This is a genomic window from Cryobacterium levicorallinum (genome assembly GCF_004402405.1).
Taxonomy (GTDB): Bacteria; Actinomycetota; Actinomycetes; order Actinomycetales; family Microbacteriaceae; genus Cryobacterium; species Cryobacterium levicorallinum.
On the sequence record NZ_SOFE01000023.1, the window covers coordinates 579,712 to 602,142 of the forward strand.

Annotated in this window: 19 protein-coding genes; 4 read left to right on the forward strand and 15 right to left on the reverse strand. The window is 65.9% G+C overall.

Annotation, left to right across the window (positions count from 1 at the left end; genetic code table 11):
* Positions 1 to 94: 94 nt before the first annotated feature.
* The gene (locus tag E3O11_RS14720; RefSeq protein WP_092450530.1) at positions 95 to 928 is read right to left on the reverse strand and encodes a cell division protein FtsQ/DivIB; all 834 of its coding nucleotides are present in this window, start codon (positions 926 to 928) and stop codon (positions 95 to 97) included.
* Between the two features lie 61 nt (positions 929 to 989).
* Here E3O11_RS14720 and E3O11_RS14725 point away from each other — a divergent pair, with 61 nt between their 5' ends.
* A complete protein-coding gene (locus E3O11_RS14725) occupies positions 990 to 1,322 on the forward strand; it encodes a hypothetical protein (protein ID WP_134495596.1) in 333 nt (110 codons plus the stop codon).
* Positions 1,323 to 1,469: 147 nt separating this feature from the next.
* Here E3O11_RS14725 and murC read toward each other — a convergent pair whose 3' ends face one another.
* The 12 genes from murC to E3O11_RS14785 all read right to left on the reverse strand — a co-directional run bounded on the left by murC (position 1,470) and on the right by E3O11_RS14785 (position 15,537).
* Complete coding sequence (gene murC, locus E3O11_RS14730; RefSeq protein WP_092450535.1) at positions 1,470 to 2,891, reverse strand: UDP-N-acetylmuramate--L-alanine ligase; 1,422 nt, start codon at positions 2,889 to 2,891, stop codon at positions 1,470 to 1,472.
* Positions 2,892 to 2,965: 74 nt separating this feature from the next.
* Positions 2,966 to 4,039, reverse strand: coding sequence for a UDP-N-acetylglucosamine--N-acetylmuramyl-(pentapeptide) pyrophosphoryl-undecaprenol N-acetylglucosamine transferase (locus E3O11_RS14735; RefSeq protein ID WP_092450537.1), 1,074 nt, complete (start codon positions 4,037 to 4,039; stop codon positions 2,966 to 2,968).
* Positions 4,036 to 5,376 carry a putative lipid II flippase FtsW gene (gene ftsW / locus E3O11_RS14740; protein WP_092450539.1) on the reverse strand — a complete coding sequence of 447 codons (1,341 nt, stop codon included), beginning with the start codon at positions 5,374 to 5,376 and terminating at the stop codon, positions 4,036 to 4,038. Before ftsW ends, E3O11_RS14735 begins: the two co-directional genes overlap by 4 nt.
* 5 nt (positions 5,377 to 5,381) lie before the next feature.
* Entirely contained in the window at positions 5,382 to 6,896 is a 1,515-nt protein-coding gene (murD, locus tag E3O11_RS14745) for a UDP-N-acetylmuramoyl-L-alanine--D-glutamate ligase (protein ID WP_241994740.1), read from the reverse strand.
* Positions 6,896 to 7,987, reverse strand: coding sequence for a phospho-N-acetylmuramoyl-pentapeptide-transferase (gene mraY / locus E3O11_RS14750; RefSeq protein ID WP_092450543.1), 1,092 nt, complete (start codon positions 7,985 to 7,987; stop codon positions 6,896 to 6,898). The genes murD and mraY overlap by 1 nt, the downstream gene beginning before the upstream one ends.
* Positions 7,984 to 9,393, reverse strand: a complete 1,410-nt coding sequence (locus tag E3O11_RS14755) for a UDP-N-acetylmuramoyl-tripeptide--D-alanyl-D-alanine ligase (protein ID WP_092450545.1) — start codon at positions 9,391 to 9,393, stop codon at positions 7,984 to 7,986. The genes mraY and E3O11_RS14755 overlap by 4 nt, the downstream gene beginning before the upstream one ends.
* Positions 9,394 to 10,938 (reverse strand): Mur ligase family protein, encoded by a 1,545-nt coding sequence (locus tag E3O11_RS14760; protein ID WP_092450547.1) that lies wholly within the window; start codon positions 10,936 to 10,938, stop codon positions 9,394 to 9,396. It abuts the gene before it with no gap.
* 15 nt (positions 10,939 to 10,953) lie between these two features.
* On the reverse strand, positions 10,954 to 12,762 hold the full coding sequence (locus E3O11_RS14765; protein ID WP_092450548.1) for a peptidoglycan D,D-transpeptidase FtsI family protein: 1,809 nt from the start codon (positions 12,760 to 12,762) through the stop codon (positions 10,954 to 10,956).
* A gap of 27 nt (positions 12,763 to 12,789) precedes the next feature.
* Entirely contained in the window at positions 12,790 to 13,353 is a 564-nt protein-coding gene (ftsL, locus tag E3O11_RS14770) for a cell division protein FtsL (protein ID WP_092450550.1), read from the reverse strand.
* On the reverse strand, positions 13,350 to 14,321 hold the full coding sequence (rsmH, locus tag E3O11_RS14775) for a 16S rRNA (cytosine(1402)-N(4))-methyltransferase RsmH (protein ID WP_092450552.1): 972 nt from the start codon (positions 14,319 to 14,321) through the stop codon (positions 13,350 to 13,352). The genes ftsL and rsmH overlap by 4 nt, the downstream gene beginning before the upstream one ends.
* A gap of 99 nt (positions 14,322 to 14,420) precedes the next feature.
* Entirely contained in the window at positions 14,421 to 14,852 is a 432-nt protein-coding gene (gene mraZ, locus E3O11_RS14780) for a division/cell wall cluster transcriptional repressor MraZ (protein ID WP_092339873.1), read from the reverse strand.
* A gap of 307 nt (positions 14,853 to 15,159) precedes the next feature.
* Complete coding sequence (locus E3O11_RS14785; RefSeq protein ID WP_092450553.1) at positions 15,160 to 15,537, reverse strand: DUF3040 domain-containing protein; 378 nt, start codon at positions 15,535 to 15,537, stop codon at positions 15,160 to 15,162.
* 120 nt (positions 15,538 to 15,657) lie between these two features.
* Between E3O11_RS14785 and E3O11_RS14790 the strand changes: the two genes are divergently transcribed.
* Entirely contained in the window at positions 15,658 to 16,824 is a 1,167-nt protein-coding gene (locus tag E3O11_RS14790) for a polyprenyl synthetase family protein (protein ID WP_092450555.1), read from the forward strand.
* A 90-nt stretch (positions 16,825 to 16,914) separates the two neighbouring features.
* Here E3O11_RS14790 and E3O11_RS14795 read toward each other — a convergent pair whose 3' ends face one another.
* A complete protein-coding gene (locus E3O11_RS14795; RefSeq protein ID WP_092450557.1) occupies positions 16,915 to 17,256 on the reverse strand; it encodes an Rv2175c family DNA-binding protein in 342 nt (113 codons plus the stop codon).
* A 417-nt stretch (positions 17,257 to 17,673) separates the two neighbouring features.
* On the opposite strand from E3O11_RS14795, the gene E3O11_RS14800 reads away from it, so the two are divergent.
* The gene (locus tag E3O11_RS14800; protein ID WP_444979571.1) at positions 17,674 to 18,810 is read left to right on the forward strand and encodes a LysM peptidoglycan-binding domain-containing protein; all 1,137 of its coding nucleotides are present in this window, start codon (positions 17,674 to 17,676) and stop codon (positions 18,808 to 18,810) included.
* Between the two features lie 112 nt (positions 18,811 to 18,922).
* On the forward strand, positions 18,923 to 20,881 hold the full coding sequence (gene pknB, locus E3O11_RS14805; protein ID WP_422386452.1) for a Stk1 family PASTA domain-containing Ser/Thr kinase: 1,959 nt from the start codon (positions 18,923 to 18,925) through the stop codon (positions 20,879 to 20,881).
* 82 nt (positions 20,882 to 20,963) lie between these two features.
* Here the strand turns inward: pknB and E3O11_RS14810 are convergent, their stop codons facing one another.
* A complete protein-coding gene (locus tag E3O11_RS14810) occupies positions 20,964 to 22,334 on the reverse strand; it encodes a class II 3-deoxy-7-phosphoheptulonate synthase (protein ID WP_092450563.1) in 1,371 nt (456 codons plus the stop codon).
* Between the last annotated feature and the right edge of the window lie 97 nt (positions 22,335 to 22,431).

Consider the following 22,431-nt stretch of genomic DNA (forward strand, 5'->3'; position numbering starts at 1 on the left):
TGGCCGTCTATTTTGCGCCTCATGCGCCAACGATGGCCGCTGCTGCGGTTACCGTAGCGGCCACCCAAGTCGGTCGCGGTGGGCTCACGGCGAACTAGCGCAGCACGGCGCTGTCGGGCGAGGAGACGTCGTACTCGTTGACCGTGCCGGCCGGGTGGCCGACCAGCAGAGCGGCGAGCACGACGGCCTTGTACTCCGACTTCTCCGCGCTGCCCCAGACCACCCGTTCGCCGCCGAGCAGGCTGAGCGTAACGTCATCCGTGGTGACGGCGGTGACGGAATCCAATTGCGTGCGGATACTTTCGGGCAATACGGCGAGCACGGCGGCAGCGGCGGTGAATCCGGCGCTGTCGACGCCATCCGGAGCTTCGATGAGCGGGTAGCCGACGGCGCGCTCCGGCGTTGTTTCCACAACGACGCCAGCGGCATCGACGAGGTCGAAGCCGGTCGCACCAGCGAGGACGCCCACCGGAACCCGTTCGATGACCCGCACCACTACCGTGCCCGGCGGGCGGCTCTCGGTGACATAACTTTGAATGAGCTTGAACTGGGAGAGTTCGGTCTTGACCTCGTCCGCGTCGAGGAGCGGCAACGGAGTGCCGAGCTGGTCGGCGAGGGCGGCCGCGACGTCGCCAGCGGGAATCCGGCTGGTGCCGACGACCTCGATCGTGCGCAGCGCCATGAGCGGCGAGTAGGCGGCGCCGATGATGAGACCAAAGGCGAGAGCGACGCTGCCGCCCCCGACAATCCAGGCGATACGACGGCGCCGGGTACGCCCGGTGAACCGACGCACCTCCGCGCGTTCGAAGCGTTTGCGGGCGCGTTGAGCTGCCCGCAAGACCGACCGTGCTGCGCGGACCCCCGCGGTTCCGCCGCTCGGCAGCCCGGCTGGCGCGGCCGTCGTCGACGTCCGCCGGGTCACGGGCATCGCCGAGGTTGCTGCGCCCGTCGTTGACCTGGGGGTCGTGAGTGCGGCCAGGTCTGCCGCGGTGACAGGCTCGCTCAGATCTGCTGAAACCGGTGGACCGGATGCCCCGGCCCCCGGGATGGCTATCGGCTCCGTCGTCGTGTCGGAGCCATCGAAAGACCTTGCGGACGGTGTCGAGGAGTTCTGGAGCAGCGGCTTCGAGGACGGCTTTACGAACGGTGTCGACGACACCGTCGAGGGGTCATGCGACCCGCTCTTCCCGCCGGTGCCTCCCCGGGGGAACGCCTTCGGGGCCGTCACCGAACCCGCGGCGGCGCCGGTCGGGCCGTCGGATTTCTGGTTCGACTCCGCCTGCGGCCGGGCACGCGAGGGCTTCGCCGCTGGAGTCGCCTGAGCCGACGACTTTGAGCGAGCCGGTTTCGCCGCTGGAGTGGGCTGAGCGGTCGACGGAGCGTCCGACTGAACCCGAGTCGGTTTCGCCGCTGGGGTCGGGGTCGCCTTGGCCGGGCGCTCGAAGCCGGCCGGCCGCCTCACCGCCACCTCATCCGCGTGCCTGTACGAGTGCGGCGAGCAGCTGGGGAACGATGCGGTTCACGTCACCACAGCCAAGGGTGACCACGAAGTCGCCCTCGCGGGCGATGCTGGCGAGGTAATCAGCGGCATCCTGCCAGTCCGGCACGTAAGCGACGTGCGACGGTTCGCGGAACCGCTCGGACACGAGCGCTCCGGTCACGCCGGGCTCCGGGTCTTCGCGGGCGCCGTACACCGCGAGCACGATGGTCTGATCGGCAAAGTTCTCGAGCACGTCGGCGAATTCCTGGGCGAACAGGCGGGTGCGACTGTACAGGTGCGGTTGGTGCACCGCGATGATGCGGCCCTCCCCCACGACGGTGCGCGCGGCCGCGAGGGCTGCGGCGACCTCGGTCGGGTGGTGGGCGTAATCATCGTAGACGCTGACGCCGCCGACGGTGCCGTGCAGTTCGAACCGGCGTTGAGTGCCGCCGAAGCCGGCGATCGCGTCGAGGCTCGCCGCAGGTTCGAAGCCGAGCCCGACCAGCACGGCGAAGGCGCCGGCGGCGTTGATGGCGTTGTGCTTGCCGGGAATGCGCAGGGTGGCGCTGTAATCCTGACCCTGCCAGGCGACGCTGAAGCTCACCGGACCGGTCGTGGTGATGGAGTGCACGCGAACGGTGGACTCGGGGTGCTCGCCGAACGTGATCACGCGCGCGGCGGCATCCGCTTCGGTCCGGCCGGCGGTGATCGTTGCGGTGACCCGCACGGCGCCGACATCGTCGGAGGAGATGACGACGAGCTCGCTGGCCTTGGTGCTGAACTGGACGAACGCGGCCTCGAACGCTTCGAGCGAGCCGTAGTGGTCGAGGTGGTCGGGGTCGACGTTTGTGATCAGGGCTACCGCCGTGTGGTACAGCAGGAAGGAGCCGTCGGATTCGTCGGCTTCGACCACGAACAGGTCGTCGGCTCCGCTGGCGGAACTCACCCCGAGGGATTCGATCACGCCGCCGTTGACGAAGCTCGGGTCCTGGCCGAGGCCGAGCAGCGCGGTGACGATCATTCCGGTTGAGGTGGTCTTGCCATGGGCGCCCGCGACGGAAACGAGGCGGTGCTCGCGAATGAGCCAGGCGAGGGCCTGCGCGCGGTGCAGCACCGGCAGGCCGCGCTCATTGGCGAGCACGTATTCTGGGTTGTCCTGCCAGAGCGCGCCGGTGACGACGAGGGTGTCGGCCGCGCCGACATTGGCCGCATCGTGACCGATGAACACGTTCGCACCGAGTTCCCGCAGCGCCTGCACGTTGGGCGAATCCTTGGCGTCGGAGCCGGTGACCGTATAGCCCTGGTTCAGGAACAGGCGGGCGATTCCGCTCATTCCGGAGCCTCCGATGCCCACGAAGTGCACACGTCCGAGGTTCTCGGGAATGGTCAGGGTGAGGTCTGGTTTGATCACGGTGGTGCGCTCTTCTCGATCGAAGCAAATAAAACAATTGGTGCGGGCACTACGTTACGCGTGCCGCCCGACACTCAGGTCGTGAGCGCCCCGTGCACCAGGTCGAGCATGCGGGCAGTGCCGTCCAGCACACCGACGGATGCCGCCCCCCGCCCCATCTTCGCCAGCTGCGGCCGGTCACCCAACAGGGTCACCAGCTCGCTGCGAACCCAGGCCGGCACGAAGTCCGCGTCATCGATCAGCACACCGCCGCCGACGGCCAGCACCGGCGCGGCATTAAAGCGCTGCTCGCCGTTGCCGACCGGATACGGCACGTATACGGCCGGAATGCCGAGCGCGCAGAGTTCGCTGACCGTCGCCGCTCCCGCCCGGGTCACGGCGCAATCGGCTGTGGCGAGGGCCAGGTCCATGCGATCGCAGTAGGCGACCAGGTGGTAGTTCGGCACGCCGGGGTCGACGATCTCGGAATTGGACCCGGTGATGTGCAGCACCTGCCATCCGGCGCCCACGAGCGCGGGCGCCGAGGCCAGAATGGTCGCGTTGAGCTTGCGCGCGCCGAGCGATCCCCCGGTGACCAGCAGCACGGGACGATCGGCCTCGAGCGAGAAGAACGCGAGGGCCTCGGCGCGAACGGCCGATCGGTCGAGCTGTTCGATTTCGGGCCGGAGCGGCATTCCGACGAAGCGAGCGTGCCGAATCGGGGTGCCGGCGAAAGCGACACCGACGTACTCGGTCAGGCGGGCGCCGAGTTTGTTGGCCAGGCCCGGCTTGGCGTTGGCCTCGTGGATGACAATCGGCACCCCCGCACGCCGGGCCGCGAGGTAGGCCGGCGTGGAGACATACCCGCCGAAGCCCACGACCACGTCGACCTTGCGAGAGCGAATGACCGCGGCCACTCCGCGCACGGCCGCGCTGAAGCGTGGCAGAAAGGCCAGGGCCGCCCAGTTCGGCCGGCGCGGAAACGGCACCCGGGGAACGACGATGAGTTCGTAGCCGCGGGCCGGAACCAGGCGCGCCTCGAGACCTTCGGCGGTGCCGAGAACCAACACCGTGGCATCCGCTTCGCTGGCGCGAATGCGGTCGGCGACGGCGAGCAGGGGGTTGACGTGGCCGGCGGTGCCGCCGCCCGCCAGAAGGTAGGTAGTCATGCTCGGTCAGCCTCAATAAGGTTGGGGTCGTGAAAGGCGCTCTCGGCGTCGCTCGAGCGGTCGCCGCGGGCGAAGGAGAGCACGATGCCGATCGCGACGAGGGTGGTGAGCAGGGCGGTACCTCCGGCCGAGATGAGCGGCAGCGGTACACCCAACACGGGGAACACGCCGAGAACCACGCCGATATTGACGAAGGCCTGTCCAATGATCCAAACCATGGCGGCGGCGGTGGAGACCTTGGCCTGCACGGTCGTGGCTGCGCGCATAATGCGCAAAAAGGCGAAGGCCAGCAGAATGAACATGCCGAGGACGACGATGCAGCCGATCAGGCCGAGTTCTTCGCCGATGATGGCGAAGATGTAGTCGTTGTCGGCGGCCGGCAGCCAGGACCATTTGGCCTTGGAGTTTCCGAGCCCGACGCCCAAGATTCCGCCGTTAGCGAGGGCCCAGGTGCCGTGCAGCGGCTGCCAGCAACTCGAGGAGATCTCCCCGACCAGCTCCGTGCAGCCCTCGTTGAGAAAGCTCGTGATGCGAGTCAACCGGTTGGGGCTCGCGATGGCCAGCACAACCGCTGCGCCGACGCCGACCAGCAGCGGTACCGCGAGCAAGCGCAGTTTGACGCCGGCGAAGAACAGCGCACCGAACAGAATGCCGGCCATGATCATCGTGGTTCCGAGGTCACCGCCGAGCATGACGAGAAATGCTGCGCCGCCGCCGACCCCGAAGACTGGAATGAACACGTGCTTCCAGTCGTGCAGCTGGTGCTGCTTCTTTGAGAGGATCACGCCGAGCCAGATGACCAGGGCAACCTTGATGCCCTCGGACGGCTGAAACTGAATGCCGAAGATGTTCAGCCAGTTGGTGTTGCCGCCGGTGCCGACGCCAAGGCCGGTGGCCACGACCAGAAACTGAAAGAAGCAGGTGATCAGCATCGCCGGCCAGGCCACGCGACGCCAAAAAGCGAGCGGCAGCCGGCTCACGACGAGCATGAGCGGAATGCCGATCAGAGCGAACATACCCTGGCGCAGGATCCCGCCGAAGAAGCCCATATCGGCCAGAAAGGAATCGACCGACGACGACGACAGCACCATGATGAGACCGAAAACCACCAGGAACAGGGTGGTGCCGAGCAGCAGAAAGTAGTTGCCGCCCTCGGCCTTGAACACCCGACCGAGATTGATTCGGACCTGTGCGCCGCCCGCCGCCGCCTGTTCGGGAATCCGCGCCGGGCGCCCGGGGCGCGCCCCCGGATTGGGGCGTTTTCCGGGTGCGGCACCCGCTCTGTCCGGGTTCTGCCCGGCCGGGCGAGAGGCGGGGTTGCGAGGCACCTGTACCATCCGCGTCACCTGCCCAAGAAGTCGTGTACTGCCTGATTGAAAAGCCGGCCGCGTTCGGCATAGCTCTCGAACTGATCCATCGATGCGGCGGCCGGTGCGAGCAGAACGGTGTCGCCGGCCTGCGCGATCGAGGCTGCCAGCCGCACCGCAGCCGTCATCACCGGTTCGCCTCCGTTGGATACAGTGTCGTTCGCGTCAATCTCAAACACGGTCAGGTCGGGGGCGTGTCGCGCGAATGCTTCGCGGACTGCCACCCGGTCGACGCCGATGATGACGGCGCCGCGGAGTCGGCCGATGTGCTTCTGCACGAGCTCGGCGATGTCGACGCCCTTGAGCAGCCCGCCGACCACCCACACGACTGACTCATAGGCCGCCAGCGAGGCATCGGCGGCGTGCGGGTTGGTGGCTTTGGAATCGTCGATCCACTCCACATCGTCGGCGATCGCGACCGTTTCGATGCGGTGTGCGTCGAGGTGGAAGTTTTCGAGCGCGCGGTGGATGGTCGCCGGCTCGACCCCGAACGACCGGGCCAGGGAGCTCGCGGCGAGCACGTCCATGATCACGTGCGGGGCGCCGAGCCCGGCCGCGACGAGGTGCGGCACGGTGGTCAGTTCCAGGGCCCGTTCGAAGCGGTCCTCGAGAAAGGCCCGGTCGCAGACGATGCCGTCGACGATCCCTAATTCGCTCGGTCCTGGCACGCCGAGACCGAAACCGATCGCGCGGGCGCCGTCCTGCACGTCGGCGTCCTGCACCATCGCGAGGGTCGCGACATCCGCTGTGTTGTAGACGCAGGCCACCGCCGTGTTCAGGTACACCTTCGCCTTGGCCGCGCGGTAGGCCGCAGCGGAGCCGTGCCAGTCAAGGTGATCATCGGCGATGTTGAGGCAGAGGCTGGCCCAGGGACGTAGGGCGCCCGGGCCGTTTGCGGGCAGGTGGTGCAGTTGGTAGCTCGACAGCTCGACGACGAGCACGTCCCAGCCCTGCGGGTCACGAATGGCGTCAAGTACGGGCACGCCAATATTGCCGCAGGGGGCGACCCGGCTGCCGTGCGCGGCAAGCATCGTGGCGGTCAGCTGCACCGTGGTGGTCTTGCCGTTGGTGCCGGTGACGAGCAACCACTCGGCCGGAGTGCCGACCTTGTCGCGAAGCCGCCAGGCCAACTCGATGTCGCCCCAGACCGGCACGTTGTGCTCCACCGCCCAGAGCAGCAGGGGATGATCTGGGTGAAATCCCGGCGAGACGATGATCAATTCCGGTAGCTGCGCCGCCAGCTCAGCCGGCACCTGACGCAGGTCAGCCTGCACGAACGGCACCCCGAGCACCCCGAGCAGGTCGAAGCGTTCGTCGGCGCCTGGCGAGGCGAGCACGAGCACGTCTGCGCCCAGTTCCGCGAGGGTATCGGCGGCGGCAAAGCCGGTCACGCCGAGACCGAACACGGCGACGCGCAGGCCTCGCCAGTCGGCGTGCCAGCTGACCAGCCCGTTCAGGCGGTCGCCGGCAGCGGGGGTTTTAGAGTTCACTATTGCGACAGCCATTCGAGGTAGAACGAGCCGACACCGGCGGCGACGAGCAGGCCGCCGATGATCCAGAACCGCACGACAACCGTGACTTCGGCCCAGCCCTTGAGCTCAAAGTGATGATGGACCGGACTCATCAGGAAGATGCGTTTACCGTGGGTGATCTTGAAGTACGCGCGTTGCACGATGACCGAGCCGGCTTCCATCACGAACAGGCCACCGATGAGCACGAGGAGCAGTTCGGTACGGCTGAGAATGGCGAGGGCGGCCAGCGCCCCGCCGAGGGCGAGCGAGCCGGTGTCGCCGAGAAAGATCTTGGCCGGTGAGGTGTTCCACCAGAGAAACCCGATCAGGCCGCCGACGATGGTTGCGGCGACGATGGCGAGGTCGAAGGAGTCGGGGCCGAGGTAGCACTTGTACTGGTCGGCGGCATCCGCTCCTCCGAAGCAGCTCTGGTTGGACTGCCAGAACCCGATCACGACGAAGGATCCAATGGCGAAAATGGATGCTCCGGTGGCGAGGCCATCGAGACCGTCGGTGACGTTCACTCCGTTCGAGGTCGCGGCCACGATCAGGCAGATCCAGAGCAGGAACACGGCGATGCCGATGAACGTGCCCAGTTTCATAAAGTCAAGCGGCAGGTCCCGAATGAAGGAAACGCTCGTCGAGGCGGGGGTCTGACCGTTGCGGTCGACGAATTGCAGCGACAGCACGCCGAAGGCACCGGCGACGATGACCTGCCCGAGCACCTTGGACCAGCCGCCGAGGCCGAGACTGCGCTGGTTGCGGGTCTTCAGAAAGTCGTCGAGAAACCCGACCAGTCCGAGGCCGACCATCATGAACAGCACGAGCAGCGGCGAGGGGGTGAACGGTCGTTGCTCGATCAGCATGGCGGTGAAATAGCTGATCAACACACCCAGGATGATGATGATTCCGCCCATGGTGGCGGTGCCGCGCTTGGCGTGGTGGCTCTTCGGCCCATCGTCGCGAATGAACTGGCCCCAGCCGAACTTCTTGAACAGCCGAATGAACAGCGGCGTCAGAAACAGGGTGAAGGCGAGTGAAAACGCGCCGGAAAGTAGCAGGACTCTCACGAGAACAAGTCTCCCAGTCGATCGCCGAGGAACCGCAGACCCGCGGAGTTGGATGACTTGACGAGCACGGTATCGCCCGGATTCACTGAGCTGCGCACCAGTTCGAAGGCCTCATCCGGCGTGTCGACATAGGCAGACTCACCGTCCCAGGACCCCTCGTTGATGGTGCTGATATGCATGCGGCGGGCACCTCGCCCGACCACGATCACCTGCGAGATATTGAGGCGCACGGCGAGCAGGCCGATACGATCGTGCTCCTCACCGGCCAGTTCGCCCAGTTCGGCCATTTCGCCGAGCACGGCGATGGTGCGCTTTCCGGGGGTACCGATCTGGGCGAGAGTCTTGAGCGCGGCGCTCATCGAGTCGGGGCTTGCGTTGTAGGCGTCGTTGATGACGGTGACATCGTCCTTGCCGCCGAGAACCTCCATGCGCCAGCGTTCAGCCCGGGTCGTGGCCTCGAGCGCGGCGACGATGTCGGGCAGCGAGACCCCGAGTACTTCAGCGGCGGCGGCAGCGGCGAGGGCGTTCATAACGTGGTGTTCGCCGAGCACCCGGAACACGACCGGAGCGCTCTGCCCGCCGGCGAGGTGCAGGGTGAACGTTGTGCCGGTGCGGCTTCCGTGCAGGGCGCTCGCGCGCACGTCGACCTGACCGTACTCGCCGAAGCGCACGATGCGGGCCGGGGTGAGCGCGGCCATCTGCGCGACGCGCGGATCGTCTGCATTCAGCACCGCGACATCCGTTTCCAGCAGGTCGGTGACCATCTCGGATTTGGCGCGAACGGTGGCATCAAGATCGCCGAACTCGCCGGCGTGGGCGAGGCCGACGGAAAGCACGATCCCCACGTCGGGCCGGGCCAGGCGCACCAGGTGCGCGATCGCACCTTCGCTGCTGGCGCCCATCTCGATCACGAGAAAACGAGTCTCGGCCGTGACCTCGAGCATGGTCATCGGCGCGCCGACCTGGTTATTGAAGGATCCACGCGGGGCGACGGTCGGGCCGACCCGTTCGAGCATGCTGCGCAGCAGGTTCTTGGTGGTGGTCTTGCCGTTCGAGCCGGTGACGGCGACAACCTTGAGCGTTCCGGCCGCGCGTACCCGGGCGACCACGGCCGCGGCGAGGGCGCCGAGCGCGGCCACGGCATCAGCGACGACGATCTGGGTGACCGGCAGGTCGAGCGTTCGCGCGACGATCAATAGGGCGGCACCGCGCTCGGCGGCGACCGGCGCGAACAGGTGGCCGTCGGTCACCGCGCCGGGCTTGGCAACGAAGATGGAGCCTGGCTCGATCAGGCGGGAGTCGGTCTGGACCGAGCCGTTGATCTGGTCAGCGGCTTCGGCCGGACCGGCCAAGTGCAGCGCACCGTTGACGGCCTCGGTGATCTCGGTCAGGGAGAGGGCAATCATTTACAGCCACCCTGCCGAACGCAGCGCTTCGCGGGCATCCTCTCGGGCGGAGTAGGGCAGTTTCTTGCCTTGTACCTCGTGGTAGTCCTCATGGCCTGGGCCGGCATAAAGAATGGTGTCTCCTTCGTGTGCCAGTGACAACGCCGTGCGGAATGCCGCACGAGGGTTGGCCACCTCGTAGAACTCGCCGTCGGGAACGGCCGCGCGCGCTGCGTCAAGCAAGACAGCACGGATGCTCGCGGCGTCTTCGTAGCGCGGGTGAAAGTCGGTCACGACCACGATATCGCTGCCCCGGGCAGCGATCGCGCCCATATCGGCGCGTTTCGTGGTGTCACGGTCACCGTCAGCGCCGAACAGCATGATCAGCTTGCCGGGGGTGAATTTGCGCAGGGCCGCGAGGGTATTGAGGAAGGCGTCCGGACTGTGCCCGTAGTCGATGTAGACGAGCGGGCCCCGGTCGCCGGAGATGCGCTCGGCCCGGCCGGGAATGTAAGCGACGATGCCGCCGTCGCGGTCGAGGGTGTGCTGAATCGCCTCGAGGTCAAAGCCGGATTCGACCAGCATGACGATGGCGAGGGCGGCGTTCGCAGCCATGTACCAGCCGAGCAGGGGAACCCGGGTGCGCAGGCGCCGGCCGTCCGGCCCGTCGAGCACGAAATCGGTGTGGCTGGCGGTTTCACCGACCACGGTCATGCGCCAGTCGGCGTCAATGTCCGTATGATTAGCGATCGTCGTGACCGGGATGCGGCATTCGTCGGCGATGCGCCGGCCCCAGTCGGTGTCAACGGTGACGACGCCGCGGTGCGAGCGGTCGGGCTGGAACAGCTCGAGCTTGGCCTGAAAGTAGTCGTCCATCGCCGCGTAGTCATCGAGGTGGTCGTGGCTGAGGTTGGTGAACGCGGCGACGTCGAAGACCAGCCCGTCGACCCGGTAGCGGCTGAGCGCCTGGGCCGACACCTCGATGCCGACCGCGCGCACCTCGGCCTCGTTCATGCGGGCGAGCAGGGCGTGCAGTTCGCTCGCCTCCGGGGTGGTCAGCGCACTGGTCACGGCGAGGTCACCGATGCGGCGCTCGGCGGTGGAGGTCAGCCCGGAGACGATGCCGAGCTGGTTTAGGATGCCGAAGAGCAGGTAGACCACGCTGGTCTTGCCGTTCGTGCCGGTCACCGCGAACAGGGTCGCCGGGTTGTCGGCGGTGCGGTAGATCCACCCGGACACGGCGCCGAGCGCTGCGCGGGCGTCCGGGGTGACGAGCACGGGGAGCCCGCTGCCCGCGGCCAGCAGCGCCCCGGCCTGGTCGGTCAGGATAGCCACGGCACCGGCCTCTGCTGCGGCGGCGGCGAAGGTGGCTCCGTGCAGGTGCGCTCCGGGTACGCCGACGTAGAGGTCACCGGGCTGCACCGTGCGGGAGCTCAGACTCACCCCGGTGACTTCAAGACCGTCGATGTCTCCACGTAGTTCTAGATCAAATTCGGCAACCAATCCCGACAACGACCGCGGAACGGGATGCTCGGGACGGAGAGCCGACGGCGCCAATTCAGACACGCAGGGCTCGCTTTCTTACCAGGTGGACGGAAGATCGGGCGCACTCGCCCCGGAGGGAACCGCCCGGTACTTTTTCAAAACCTGGCTCATGATCTCCTGGAAGACCGGAGCCGGTGCGGCAGATGTGTTCAGTTTAACAGGATCGGCGATGCTGACCGAGACTACGTACTGTGGATCGTCGGCCGGGGCGAACCCGGAAACCGAAACGAGGTACCCGTTAGAGTACCCACCGTGCCCGTCGGGCATCTGGGCGGTGCCGGTCTTAGCGGCGACGCGATAGCCCGGAATGTTCCACTTACTGTTCACCCAGCTCTTCTGATATACCATCTCGAGCACGTCGCTCGTGTCGTTCGCCGCGCTTTCGGAGAGCACCCGGGTGCCGGCGGCATCGGGCACATTGGTCAGCGTGCCGTCGGCCTGCCGGCAGCCCTCCACCAGCTGCACCGGCATGCGCACGCCGTCGTTGGCGATGGTCTGGTAGATGCTGGCGATCTGAAGGGCGCTCGTGGTCAGGCCCTGCCCGAACATGGTCGCGTAGCTGGTTTGGTTGTCCCATTCGTCGGCGGGGTGCAGAATGCCGCCGTCTTCGCGCGGGAATCCGGTCTCCGTGGCGGTGCCCACTCCGAAGGCCTTCATATAGTCGTAGCGCTGCTGATTGGTGAGCATCTCGCCGAACTTGGACATGCCGGTGTTGCTCGAGTCGATCAGCACCCCGGTGAGGGTCATGTTCTGGTCGGGGTGCGAGTGGCTGTCATTGATATTGGCGCCGTTGGAGGGCAGGTAGCGGTAGGGCGAGACGACGCCGGTATCGAGTGCGGCAACGCCGGCATCGAGAACGGATGCCGCGGTGAGCGCTTTGAAGGTCGACCCCGGTTCGAAAGACTGGGTAAAGGCCCGGGATCCGCGATCATCGGGGTTTTCGGTACCGCCCACATTGTTCGGGTCGACCGAGGGGTAGTCGGCGACGGCGAGAAGTTTGCCGGTCTTGGCGTCCTGCACGACCGCGTTCGCCCAGGCGGCTCCGGTCTCTTGCGCCCGAGCGGCAAGGGTCTGCTGCACGAACCATTGCAGGTCAGAGTCGATGGTGGTGACGACGTCGCCGCCGTCAACGGCCTCGGTGCTCGTGACGCTGCTACCCGGGATGCGCACGCCGTCGGCTCCCTTTTCATAGGTTTCCGAACCGTTGGTGGAGGCCAGGCAGGCGTCCTGCCCGGATTCGAGGCCGGCTTGCGGCACTCCCTCCCCCGACAGAAAGCCGAGCAGATTGCCGGCGACGGCTCCGTTCGGGTAGACCCGGCTCGGGCTGTTCTCGGAGTACGTCCACGGAATGTGCAGCTCCTGCACTGCGCGTAGCACGTCGACGTCGACCTTCTGGGCGATGTAGGCGAAATTCGCCTTGGCGTTGGCCTCGAGGGCGGTGGAAATGGTCAGCAGAATGGCGTCACCGGTCTGCCCGGTGGCGGCACCGATTTCGGCGGCCGCCTCGGCCACCGAGACCTCGACCTTTTTTCCGTCGACCGTGCGTTTGAAGGGGGTGGCGTTGACCGGCGACATGGTGATGTTGTAGCGCATGACCGTTCCGGCAAGCACCACACCGTTCCCGTCGACGATCTCGCCGCGCGAGCCATAGATCACCTGGCCGACCGAACGGTTTCCCACGGAGTCCTTGGTGAGCGAATCGGCCTGCACCACCTGAATATCGACGAGCCGCACCACGAACACACCGATGACGGCGAACAGCACGACGATGGTGAAAAAGGTGCGTCGACGACTGGACCGGGTGTTGGTCGGGTTGGTTCGGGCACTGCTGTTGCGCACGCTCATCTGCCCATCATGGTCGACACGGAGAAACTATCGGGTAGTGGGCGCCGCGAGTCCTGCAGGAACTACCGGAGCACTCGTGATCGCGACAGCGCCCGTTGTCGCCGCGGCGTCGTCGGGCAGCTGCGACAGCAGGGCGCTGCCGGTCAGCAGGGCATTCGGAACGAGGCTGGCCGCCCCGGCCTGCGAACCCGACGCCGAGGCCGGAGCGCCCAAAACAGCGCCGTCGGACAGGCGCAGGTAGACGGGGTTGGAGTTGGTGACCATGCCGAGTCCCTCGGCGTTGGCGGCGAGGCTTTGCGGCGAGGATACCCGCACGAGGTCTTCGCTGACGCCCGCGGCCGTGCGGCCGAGTTCGGATTGGCTCGACTGAAGGCTGGAGATCTCGTAGGCTCCCTGGGAGATGCCCACGCTCAGGAGCAGCTGGGCGACGATGATCGCAGCCATGCCGGCCACCGCGGTGAGGGCATAGAAGATGCGCGGGCGCGCCCGGCGTCTCGGGTTCGACGAGACGATGCGAAAGGGGCGACGCTCCGGCGTCTCGAACTTTTCACGTTCGACCGCAAACGATACGCGTGCAAGGTTGTCGCTCATGCGGCGGCCCTTCTCAGTCGTTCAGCAGCGCGCAGCCGAACCGGCGTCGCGCGGGGGTTGATGGCCTTCTCCTCGTCGGATGCCAGTTCGGCTCCGCGCAGCAGCAGGGTGAAGAGCGGTTTGTGTTCGGGGAGTTCCACCGGCAGGCCGGCGGGGGCGGTTGAACCGGATGCCGCGGCGAGGGCCCGTTTGACGATGCGGTCTTCGAGCGACTGGTACGCCATAACGACGATGCGCCCACCGACCTGCACGCGCTCGAGCGCTGCGGGAATGGCCCGCTCGAGCACGGCGAGCTCCTGGTTGACCTCGATGCGGAGCGCCTGGAAAACTCGTTTGGCCGGGTGGCCCTGCCGCTGAACGACGACCGGGGTCGCCTTCGTGATCACGTCGACGAGCTGTGCCGACCGCACGAAGGGAGTCGTTTCGCGAGCTTCGACGATGGCCTTGGCGTAGCGGGCGGACAGTTTCTCTTCGCCGTAGTCCTGAAAGATGCGCTTGAGGTCGCGTTCGCTGTAATCGGCGAGGATGCTCGCGGCTGTCAGGCCGGCGGTGCCGTCCATGCGCATATCGAGCGGGGCATCCTTCGAGTAGGAAAAGCCGCGTTCGACCCGGTCGATCTGCAGGCTGGAGACGCCGAGGTCGAACAAGACGCCGGCGACCTCGGTGATGCCGAGCCCGTCGAGGGCTTCGCCGATGCCGTCATAGACGGTGTGCACGAGGTGGACCCGGTCGCCGAATCCCTTGAGTCGTTCCTCGGCGATGGCGAGGGCCTCGGTGTCGCGGTCGAGGCCGACGAGCGTGAGCCCCGGAAAACGGGACAGGATCGCTTCGGCGTGACCGCCCATTCCCAGCGTCGCGTCGACGAGCACGGCTCCGGGTTGTTCGAGCGCGGGGGCAAGCAGCTCGACGCAGCGTTCGAGCAGTACCGGGGTGTGGATTTTGTTGCTGGGAATGTCGTTGCTGGCCATAATGCCGGGAAAGTCCGTGAGGCCTGATTCCCCTCCATTTCGTCCTGGCACCGGGGAAGTGTGTCAGGGCAAAAACGGCGAGGAGTCAGGCGCCAGGGGCTAGAAGAGTCCCGGAATCACCTCCTCCGTCGTGTTGGCGTACGAGGTTTCCTGCTCGGCGAGGTATGTGGCCCACGCTTCGCTGTCCCAAATCTCGACTCGGCTGCCAGCGCCGATGACGGTCAGTTCCCGGTCGAGCCCCGCATAGCTGCGGAGATTGCCGGGGATGGTGACGCGGTTTTGTTTGTCCGGCGTTTCGGAACTCGCTCCGGACAGGAACACCCGGAGGTAGTCGCGAGCTTGCTTGCTCGTGACCGGGGCCTGGCGAATCTTGTCGTGGAGCGTTTCGAATTCGCGGGTGCTGAACACGTAGATGCAGTGTTCCTGCCCGCGCGTCATCACCACGCCGGTGGAGAGTTCCTCCCGAAATTTCGCGGGAAGAATGATTCGACCTTTTTCGTCGAGCCGGGGGGCGTACGTGCCAAGGAACACGCGTACCCCTTTCTTCCGGCCAGATTCAGGTCTGCCTCCACTTTACTCCACCTTCAACCACTTGTCGAAGAATTTTGACCTGTTTCCGAACTTAATCAGCAAACTGCCCCGAATTCATTGGCAACTTGCTGTGGAGGAAAAGGGAGCACACTCATTGAAAATGGATGTCTATTGCTGGTTTTTGGGCACAAAAAAAGGGCCGATCGGATGATCGGCCCTTTGGGGCTGCAAATTCTTGAGTTCTGGAAACCCGGTGGAGGAATCAGCTCAGGTGACTATTGGCCGTTCGCGTTACGGTCCATTCGCGCTACTGACCGTCTTGACGGCGGTCCCAGCGGTCGTTCAGGCGATCCATCAGCCCCTGGTTGGACTTGGCCTGCGCCGGTCGACGACCGGGTGCGGACGGTCCGGGAACACCACGGATGGCTTTGCCGGGCGAGACGGCGACGAGAACGCCACCGAACATCACAATGAAGCCGAGAATGCCGAGCCAGAGCTGTGCAATGGCTACGCCCAGAATGAGCGCGACAATGCCCGCGACGGCGAGGAGTACACCGATGGCGATGGAACGATAGTTCGGGCGGAGTCGCGAAGCACCAACGCTGGCGACGAAGTCGGCATCGTTGTGATAGAGGCTGCGCTCCATCTCTTCAAGGAGTCGCTGCTCCTGTTCCGAAAGCGGCATCTCATTCCCTTCCAGTTACGGGATCGAGCGGGTGGGTTGAAAAATTTGAACTGCAAAATTCGAACCGGGTAAGGTCGAACTACTCAATTCTAACCCCGCCATGGTGGCTAGGCTATACGAGTGCCTGAAAGCAAACGCCTGATCGACTTGGTTCAATCGCGCATCGACGAGTTCCTCATGTCCCGTGAAACAATTGTGACTCTGATCAGCTCCGATCTGACGCCTCTAACAGACTTCTCACGGCAGTTTCTCAGCGGTGGAAAGCGGTTTCGAGCCCAGTTTTGTTACTGGGGCGCGCAGAGCGTCCGTGCGGCCGATACGGGCCCAGATGCGGGCCAGTCGGGGGCGAAAACACCGGCGGCCGCAGCCGGCGGGCGAGGCGCGGCATCCACTGCCCCGGTACCGCTCGAGGCGGTCGTCTCGGCGGCCAGCGCCCTGGAAATTTTTCATGCCGCCGCGCTCGTGCACGACGACATTATTGACAACTCGGACACCCGACGCGGGGCGCCGAGCGCCCACAAACTGTTCGAAAGTTTGCACAAGAATGCGGGCTGGTCCGGCGGTCCGGTCACGTTCGGACGGGCATCGGCAATTCTGCTCGGCGACCTGCTCCTCGGATGGAGTGACGAGCTGCTCGACGAAGGACTCGATGCGGTCGCCGACCGACCGTCGGCCCGGCGCGCTCGGCTTGAGTTCAATCACATGCGCACCGAGGTCACGGCCGGGCAATACCTCGACATTCTCGAGGAACGCGCCTGGCTGGCTCAGCCCGAATCGCAGCTGCTCGACCGTGCCCTGCGGGTCATCGTCTACAAGTCAGCCAAGTACAGCGTGCAGGCTCCGCTCGTGATCGGGGCCGCGCTTGCCGGAGCGTCGGCCGACCAGCTCAGCTCACTGCGGGCCTTCGGCCTGCCGCTCGGAATGGCTTATCAGTTGCGCGATGACCTGCTCGGGGTGTTCGGCGATGCCGCGGTGACCGGAAAACCAAGCGGGGACGACCTGACCGAGGGCAAGCGCACCGTGCTGATCGCGCTGGCTCGGGAGCGGCTAAACGACCGGGATCGACAGGCACTGGATGCCCAGCTCGGCGACCCGACGCTCGATCAGGCGCAGATTCGCGCCCTTCAGGAGCTCATCACGGCCAGCGGCGCGGTCGAGCGGGTCGAAACTTTGATCGCTGCCCAGGTCGCAGAAGCGCTGAACTCACTGGAAACCGCACCGATCACCGCCACGGCCCGGCAGACCCTGCTCGATCTGACCGATCGCGTGACGCGTCGGGCATACTGACCGGCGCAGCCGTCGTGATCGGCGCATCCGTTTTATCGTGAGGTCATTTTGCGCCGCACGCCGGTCGCTGGCGGGCCGGACCGAAGGCGCTTAGGCGAGCGCCTGGGCGACGCGGCGCACCTCGGCCTTGCGTCCGGCGCGGAGGGCTTCGATCGGAGCAACGCCGAGGCTGTCGTCGACCTCGAGCAGCCAAGTCATGGCCTGCATGTCGGTGAAGCCGTCATCGGCCAGCACGAACAGCGTGCCGCGCAGTTCCGGAACGGGAGCTCCGTCACGTAGAAACAGGGAGGGAACCGACACGACGTTGTCCCGACGGATAGCCAGCAGGTATTTGTCGTCGATCAGGTGCCGCACGCGGCTCTGGCTCATTCCGAGGAGGTTGACAAGGGCAGGAATAGTAAGCCACTCGGGCTCTGAAGACAGATCACTCACGTTGGTAGCTTCCCATGATTTTGGGGCCGGTACAAAACCTTCTGGAACTTTTTATCGTGATCAGTGCCAATTCGCGGCTCCGTTTCAATTGACTCCTTCTCATATTTATGAAAACCTCAGGGTGGGGATTGCTGCACAGCAGCCGTTGCTGCGAACTTGATGTCCACATCGAGCGTGATGCACACAATGAAATGGAGCACCATGTCGACTAGGGTGAAAACACAAACTAAGACAGATGCCGCGGCGCCGGCCGCACCGCGCGCCACCGTTCCGCAGACTGGCGCTGCACACGCCGGTATTGAACTGAGCATTGCTGAGGTGAGCGCTGTTGATCGTGCCAGTACTCCTGTTGCCAGCGGAACGAAGCGTCGGGTGAAGAAGGCCGCAGACCTGCGGTCCCGCCAGGCCCTGCTCACTGTGCCCATTGTGCTGGTCGGCACCCTGGCCATCAGCCTCAACCTCGCAGCCCCCGCCGAAGCCCAGGCGCTCGCCAAGAAGCCACTGAAAGCCAAGCTCGCCCAGTCCACACCGGTTCTCGCCGCCGTTCCCACGTCGGTCGCTGCCACCGTGCAGATCGCACCGGCGCAGTACTCCGTCGTAGACGGCGACACCATCAGTGGTATCGCTGGCCGGTTCGGTCTGTCGACGGCGGCCGTGCTGGCACTGAACGGTCTCGATTCCCGGGCCCTGATCTTTCCAGGCCAGGTCTTGACCCTGACTCAGGCGGCGGCGCCGGCCGCATCCGCTGCACCGGTCTCGACGAATTATGTCGTGCAGAGCGGCGACACGATCAGCGGCATTGCAGCCACACACGGGCTAAGGACCGCCGACCTGCTTGGAGCCAACGGCCTCAACGGCAGCAGCGTGATCTACCCCGGCCAGGTCGTGCTGCTGGCCGCTGCTGGCGCGGTGGAGGCCGTCGTGTACGTCGCGCCGGCGGTTGCGGTTGCCGCCGCCACCCACACGATTGCCTCGGGCGAGACCATCACCGCGGTCGCTGATGCGGCCGGGGTGAGCGTGCAGGCCGTGCTCGACGCCAACGGACTCGGCTGGTCGAGCATCATCTACCCCGGGCAGGTTCTGACCCTGCCCGTGACCGTGGCCCCGGCGGCCTCCATCACTCGCGCCACCGCTGGCATCGTCACGCCGATGACCGCCGAAATGCGCCAGAACGCCCGAACCATCGTGGCGACGGGGCGCGGCGCGGGCGTGAACAATGCCGGTCTGGTGATCGCGCTGGCCGCCGCCGCCCAGGAGTCGGGGCTGCGCAATGTCAACTATGGCGACCGGGATTCCCTCGGGCTGTTCCAACAGCGCCCGAGCGCCGGCTGGGGCACCCCGGAACAGGTCATAGACCCGGTACGGGCCAGCCTGGCCTTCTTCGGCGGCGCGTCCAACCCCAACCCCGACATCACGCGCGGTCTGCTCGACATCCCCGGCTGGGAGTCGATGACCGTCACCCAGGCCGCCCAGGCAGTGCAGATTTCAGCCTATCCCGACTACTACGCGAAGTGGGAAACATCGGCGCAGGCCTGGCTCGTCGAAATCGGTTGACCGAATTCAGCGCCCCGACCGGGTGTTTCCCCGGCGAACCCTGCGCGCCGCGCGCCGGGGTCGCCACCCTATTACCTAGAATCAAGGAGTGAGCGTTCCCTCGACCGACCCGATGATTGGCCGTCTTATCGACGGCCGGTATCAGGTGCGCTCGCGAATCGCGCGCGGCGGCATGGCCACGGTCTACCTGGCCACCGATTTGCGGCTGGAACGTCGCGTCGCGATCAAGATCATGCACGGCCATCTGGCCGACGACAGCGCCTTCAAAATCCGCTTCATTCAGGAAGCCCGCTCGGCTGCCCGGCTCGCACACCCGAACGTCGTGAACGTCTTCGACCAGGGCCAGGACGCCGATATGGCCTACCTGGTCATGGAATACCTGCCCGGCATCACCCTGCGCGACCTGCTCAAGGATTACGGCCGGCTCACCCCCGAACAAACCCTCGACATTCTCGAAGCCGTGCTCAGCGGGCTCGCCGCCGCCCACAAGGCCGGCATCGTGCACCGCGACGTCAAACCCGAGAATGTCTTGCTGGCCGACGACGGTCGCATTAAGATCAGCGACTTCGGCCTGGCTCGCGCCGTCAACAACAACACGGCCACCGGTCAGGCCCTGCTCGGCACCATCGCCTACCTCTCCCCCGAACTCGTCACCCGCGGCGTCGCCGATGCCCGCAGCGACATCTACGCCCTCGGCATCATGACATTCGAGATGCTGACCGGTGAGCAGCCCTACGTGGGTGAAGCCCCGATGCAGATCGCCTATCAGCACGCCAATGACACCGTGCCGATGCCGAGCACCAAGGTCGACTCAATTCCCCGCGAACTCGATGAACTCGTGCTCTGGGCCACCGCCCGCGATCCAGAAGATCGTCCCCGCGACGCCCGGGTCATGCTCGACCAACTGCACGATGTCAGCGCACTCGTGCGTGGCGGCACCCAGGAGCTGGCCCTGCAATCGACCATGGTGCTGCCCGCGAGCCTGCGCACCGGCGCCAACGCCCTGGCGGATGCCGAAACCCAGGTTTTCGGTCCCAAGCTCGCTCCCACCAAACCGCCCGCCGCGACCCTGCTCGGCATTCACCCGGTCGGCACCGGCCCGGTGGGACCGCCCGACAGCGGCGAACTGCTGGGCAAGAAGGCCGACAAGCGCAAACGCCGCGGATTCTGGCTGTTCGCCCTCGTCGTTCTCCTCGCTGCGGCTCTCGGCGGCACCGGCTGGTACTTTGGCTCTGGCCCGGGCTCCGACGTGATGCTCCCCGATTTCGCGTCGGCCTCCCCCGAAACAGCCTCGGCTGAATTAATTGAACTCGGCCTCCAGCCCCAGCTCGGTGGTGCCTTCAGCGCCACGGTCGCCGAGGGGACCGTTATCGGCACCGATCCGGATGCCGGCAGCCGGGTGCCCCAGGACAGTCCGGTCACGGTCATCGTCTCCCAGGGCCTGCAACCGATCACGCTGCCCACGCTGGCCGGAGTTACGCAGGAGGCGGCATCCGCTCTGATCACCGATTTGAACGCCGTGGTCGGCAGCATCGACCCGGTCTTCAACGGTGACGTGCCCGAGAGCACCGTCGTGGCCGCGAGCAAGGAAACCGACGGTGCCGATGTCTCGGCCGGTGGCGAGTATTTCGAAGGCCTGACCGTGAACCTCGTCGTGTCGCTCGGGGCGATTCCAAACGTCGACGGCAAGACCGTGGCCGAGGCCACCGATATTCTGGTCGGAAAGAACTTGCTCGTCGTCTCGGGCGAGCAGACCTACAGCGACACCGTGGCCGAGGGCGACGTCATCACCGCGCAGGTTCCCGAGGGAACGATTCGCGAGGGCGCCACGCTCACCCTCGTAATCTCACGCGGCCCCGAGCCGGTCATCGTGCCCAACGTCGTGGGTATGTCCTGGAGTGACGGCAAAGGTGCCCTGACCGCCCTCGGCTTCAAACTTGCCTACAACCCCGGTGCGGATGCACCGCTCTACTCGTCGCTTATTCAGGTAGCGTCGACAGATCCAACGGCTGGCACGTCATTGCCCAAGGGCAGCACGATATCGCTCAAGCCGACGAACCCGTTCGGCTAATCCTGGGCCCACCTTGTGAAAGCGGGCCCACGATTGATCATGGGCCCGCTTTCCGGGCCCGGGCCCGGTCGATAAGAAGAGGCTAGCGAGCGGCTAGCTCCTCGGCCACCAGGAAGGCAAGCTCGAGCGACTGCATGTGGTTCAGGCGCGGGTCGCAGAGCGACTCGTAGCGGGTCGCCAGAGCGGCCTCATCGATGTGCTCGGAGCCGCCGAGGCACTCGGTGACGTCGTCGCCGGTGAGTTCGACGTGGATTCCACCGGGGTGGGTTCCGACGGCGCGGTGGGCCTCGAAGAAGCCCTTGACTTCGTCGACGACATCGTCGAACCGACGCGTCTTGTAGCCGGTCGGGGTGGTGACACCGTTGCCGTGCATCGGGTCGGTCACCCAGAGCGGCGTCGCCTCGCTCGCCTTGATCGCCTCAAGCAGCGGCGGTAGGGCATCGCGCACCTTGCCGGCCCCCATGCGAGTGATGAAGGTGAGGCGGCCAGGCTCCCGGTTCGGGTCGAGCTTGTCGACCAGGCGCAGCATGTCGTCGGCCGACGTGGTCGGGCCGAGCTTGACCCCGATCGGGTTGCGCACCCGGGAGAGGAAGTCGACGTGGGCGCCGTCGAGATCGCGGGTGCGTTCCCCGATCCAGATGAAGTGGGCCGAGGTGTTGTATGGCGTGCCGGTGCGGGAGTCGATGCGCGTCATCGGGCGCTCGTAGTCCATCAACAGGCCTTCGTGGCTGGTGTAGAACTCGGTGCGCCGCATGGCTTCGAAGTCGGCGCCACAGGCGATCATGAATTTAATTGCGCGGTCGATGTCCTTGGCCAGGCCCTCGTAGCGCTGGTTGGCCGGGTTCTTGGCGAAGCCCTGGTTCCAGCTGTGCACCTGCCGTAGATCGGCGAAGCCACCCTGGGTGAATGCGCGAATGAGATTGAGAGTGGATGCTGCCGTGTGGTACGCCTTGACGAGCCGGTCGGGGTCGGCTTCGCGCGATTCGGGGGTGAACGGGTAGCCGTTGACGATGTCACCGCGGTAGGCGGGCAGGGTCACGTCACCGCGGGTTTCGAAGTCGCTCGAGCGCGGCTTGGCGAACTGGCCAGCCATCCGCCCCATCTTGATCACGGGCATCGATGCGCCGTAGGTGAGTACAACCGCCATCTGCAGCACGGTCTTCACCCGATTCCGGATCTGGTCGGCGGTGGCGCCGCTGAACGTTTCGGCACAGTCGCCGCCCTGCAGCAAAAATCCCTGCCCGCCCGCGGCCTGCGCGAGCCGGTCACGCAAAATGTCGACCTCACCGGCAAAGACCAGCGGCGGTTGGGTCGCCAATTCGGCGGATGCCGCGGCCACCTTGTCGGCGTCCGGCCAAGTCGGCTGCTGCTTGATCGGTAGGGTGCGCCAGTGGTCGAGACCCGTGATGACAGAGGCTTCTGCGGCAACAATGGGCTCGGTGGGGTCTACCACGGGATAGTTCCTGTTTTCTCTGCTGGACCGGTAACGCGCGCCGGCTACGAAATGGATGAGGTGCTGCAACGCGCACGGCGCAGACAGCACTTCTGGC

Coding starts and splice junctions, on each gene's coding strand:
- rsmH (WP_092450552.1), bottom strand. CDS start 14,321: ATGGCCAGCAACGACATTCCCAGCAACAAAATCCACACCCCGGTACTG.
- ftsW (WP_092450539.1), bottom strand. CDS start 5,376: ATGGTACAGGTGCCTCGCAACCCCGCCTCTCGCCCGGCCGGGCAGAAC.
- E3O11_RS14735 (WP_092450537.1), bottom strand. CDS start 4,039: ATGACTACCTACCTTCTGGCGGGCGGCGGCACCGCCGGCCACGTCAAC.
- E3O11_RS14785 (WP_092450553.1), bottom strand. CDS start 15,537: ATGCCGCTTTCGGAACAGGAGCAGCGACTCCTTGAAGAGATGGAGCGC.
- E3O11_RS14720 (WP_092450530.1), bottom strand. CDS start 928: ATGCCCGTGACCCGGCGGACGTCGACGACGGCCGCGCCAGCCGGGCTG.
- E3O11_RS14755 (WP_092450545.1), bottom strand. CDS start 9,393: ATGATTGCCCTCTCCCTGACCGAGATCACCGAGGCCGTCAACGGTGCG.
- ftsL (WP_092450550.1), bottom strand. CDS start 13,353: ATGAGCGACAACCTTGCACGCGTATCGTTTGCGGTCGAACGTGAAAAG.
- pknB (WP_422386452.1), top strand. CDS start 18,923: ATGATTGGCCGTCTTATCGACGGCCGGTATCAGGTGCGCTCGCGAATC.
- E3O11_RS14765 (WP_092450548.1), bottom strand. CDS start 12,762: ATGAGCGTGCGCAACAGCAGTGCCCGAACCAACCCGACCAACACCCGG.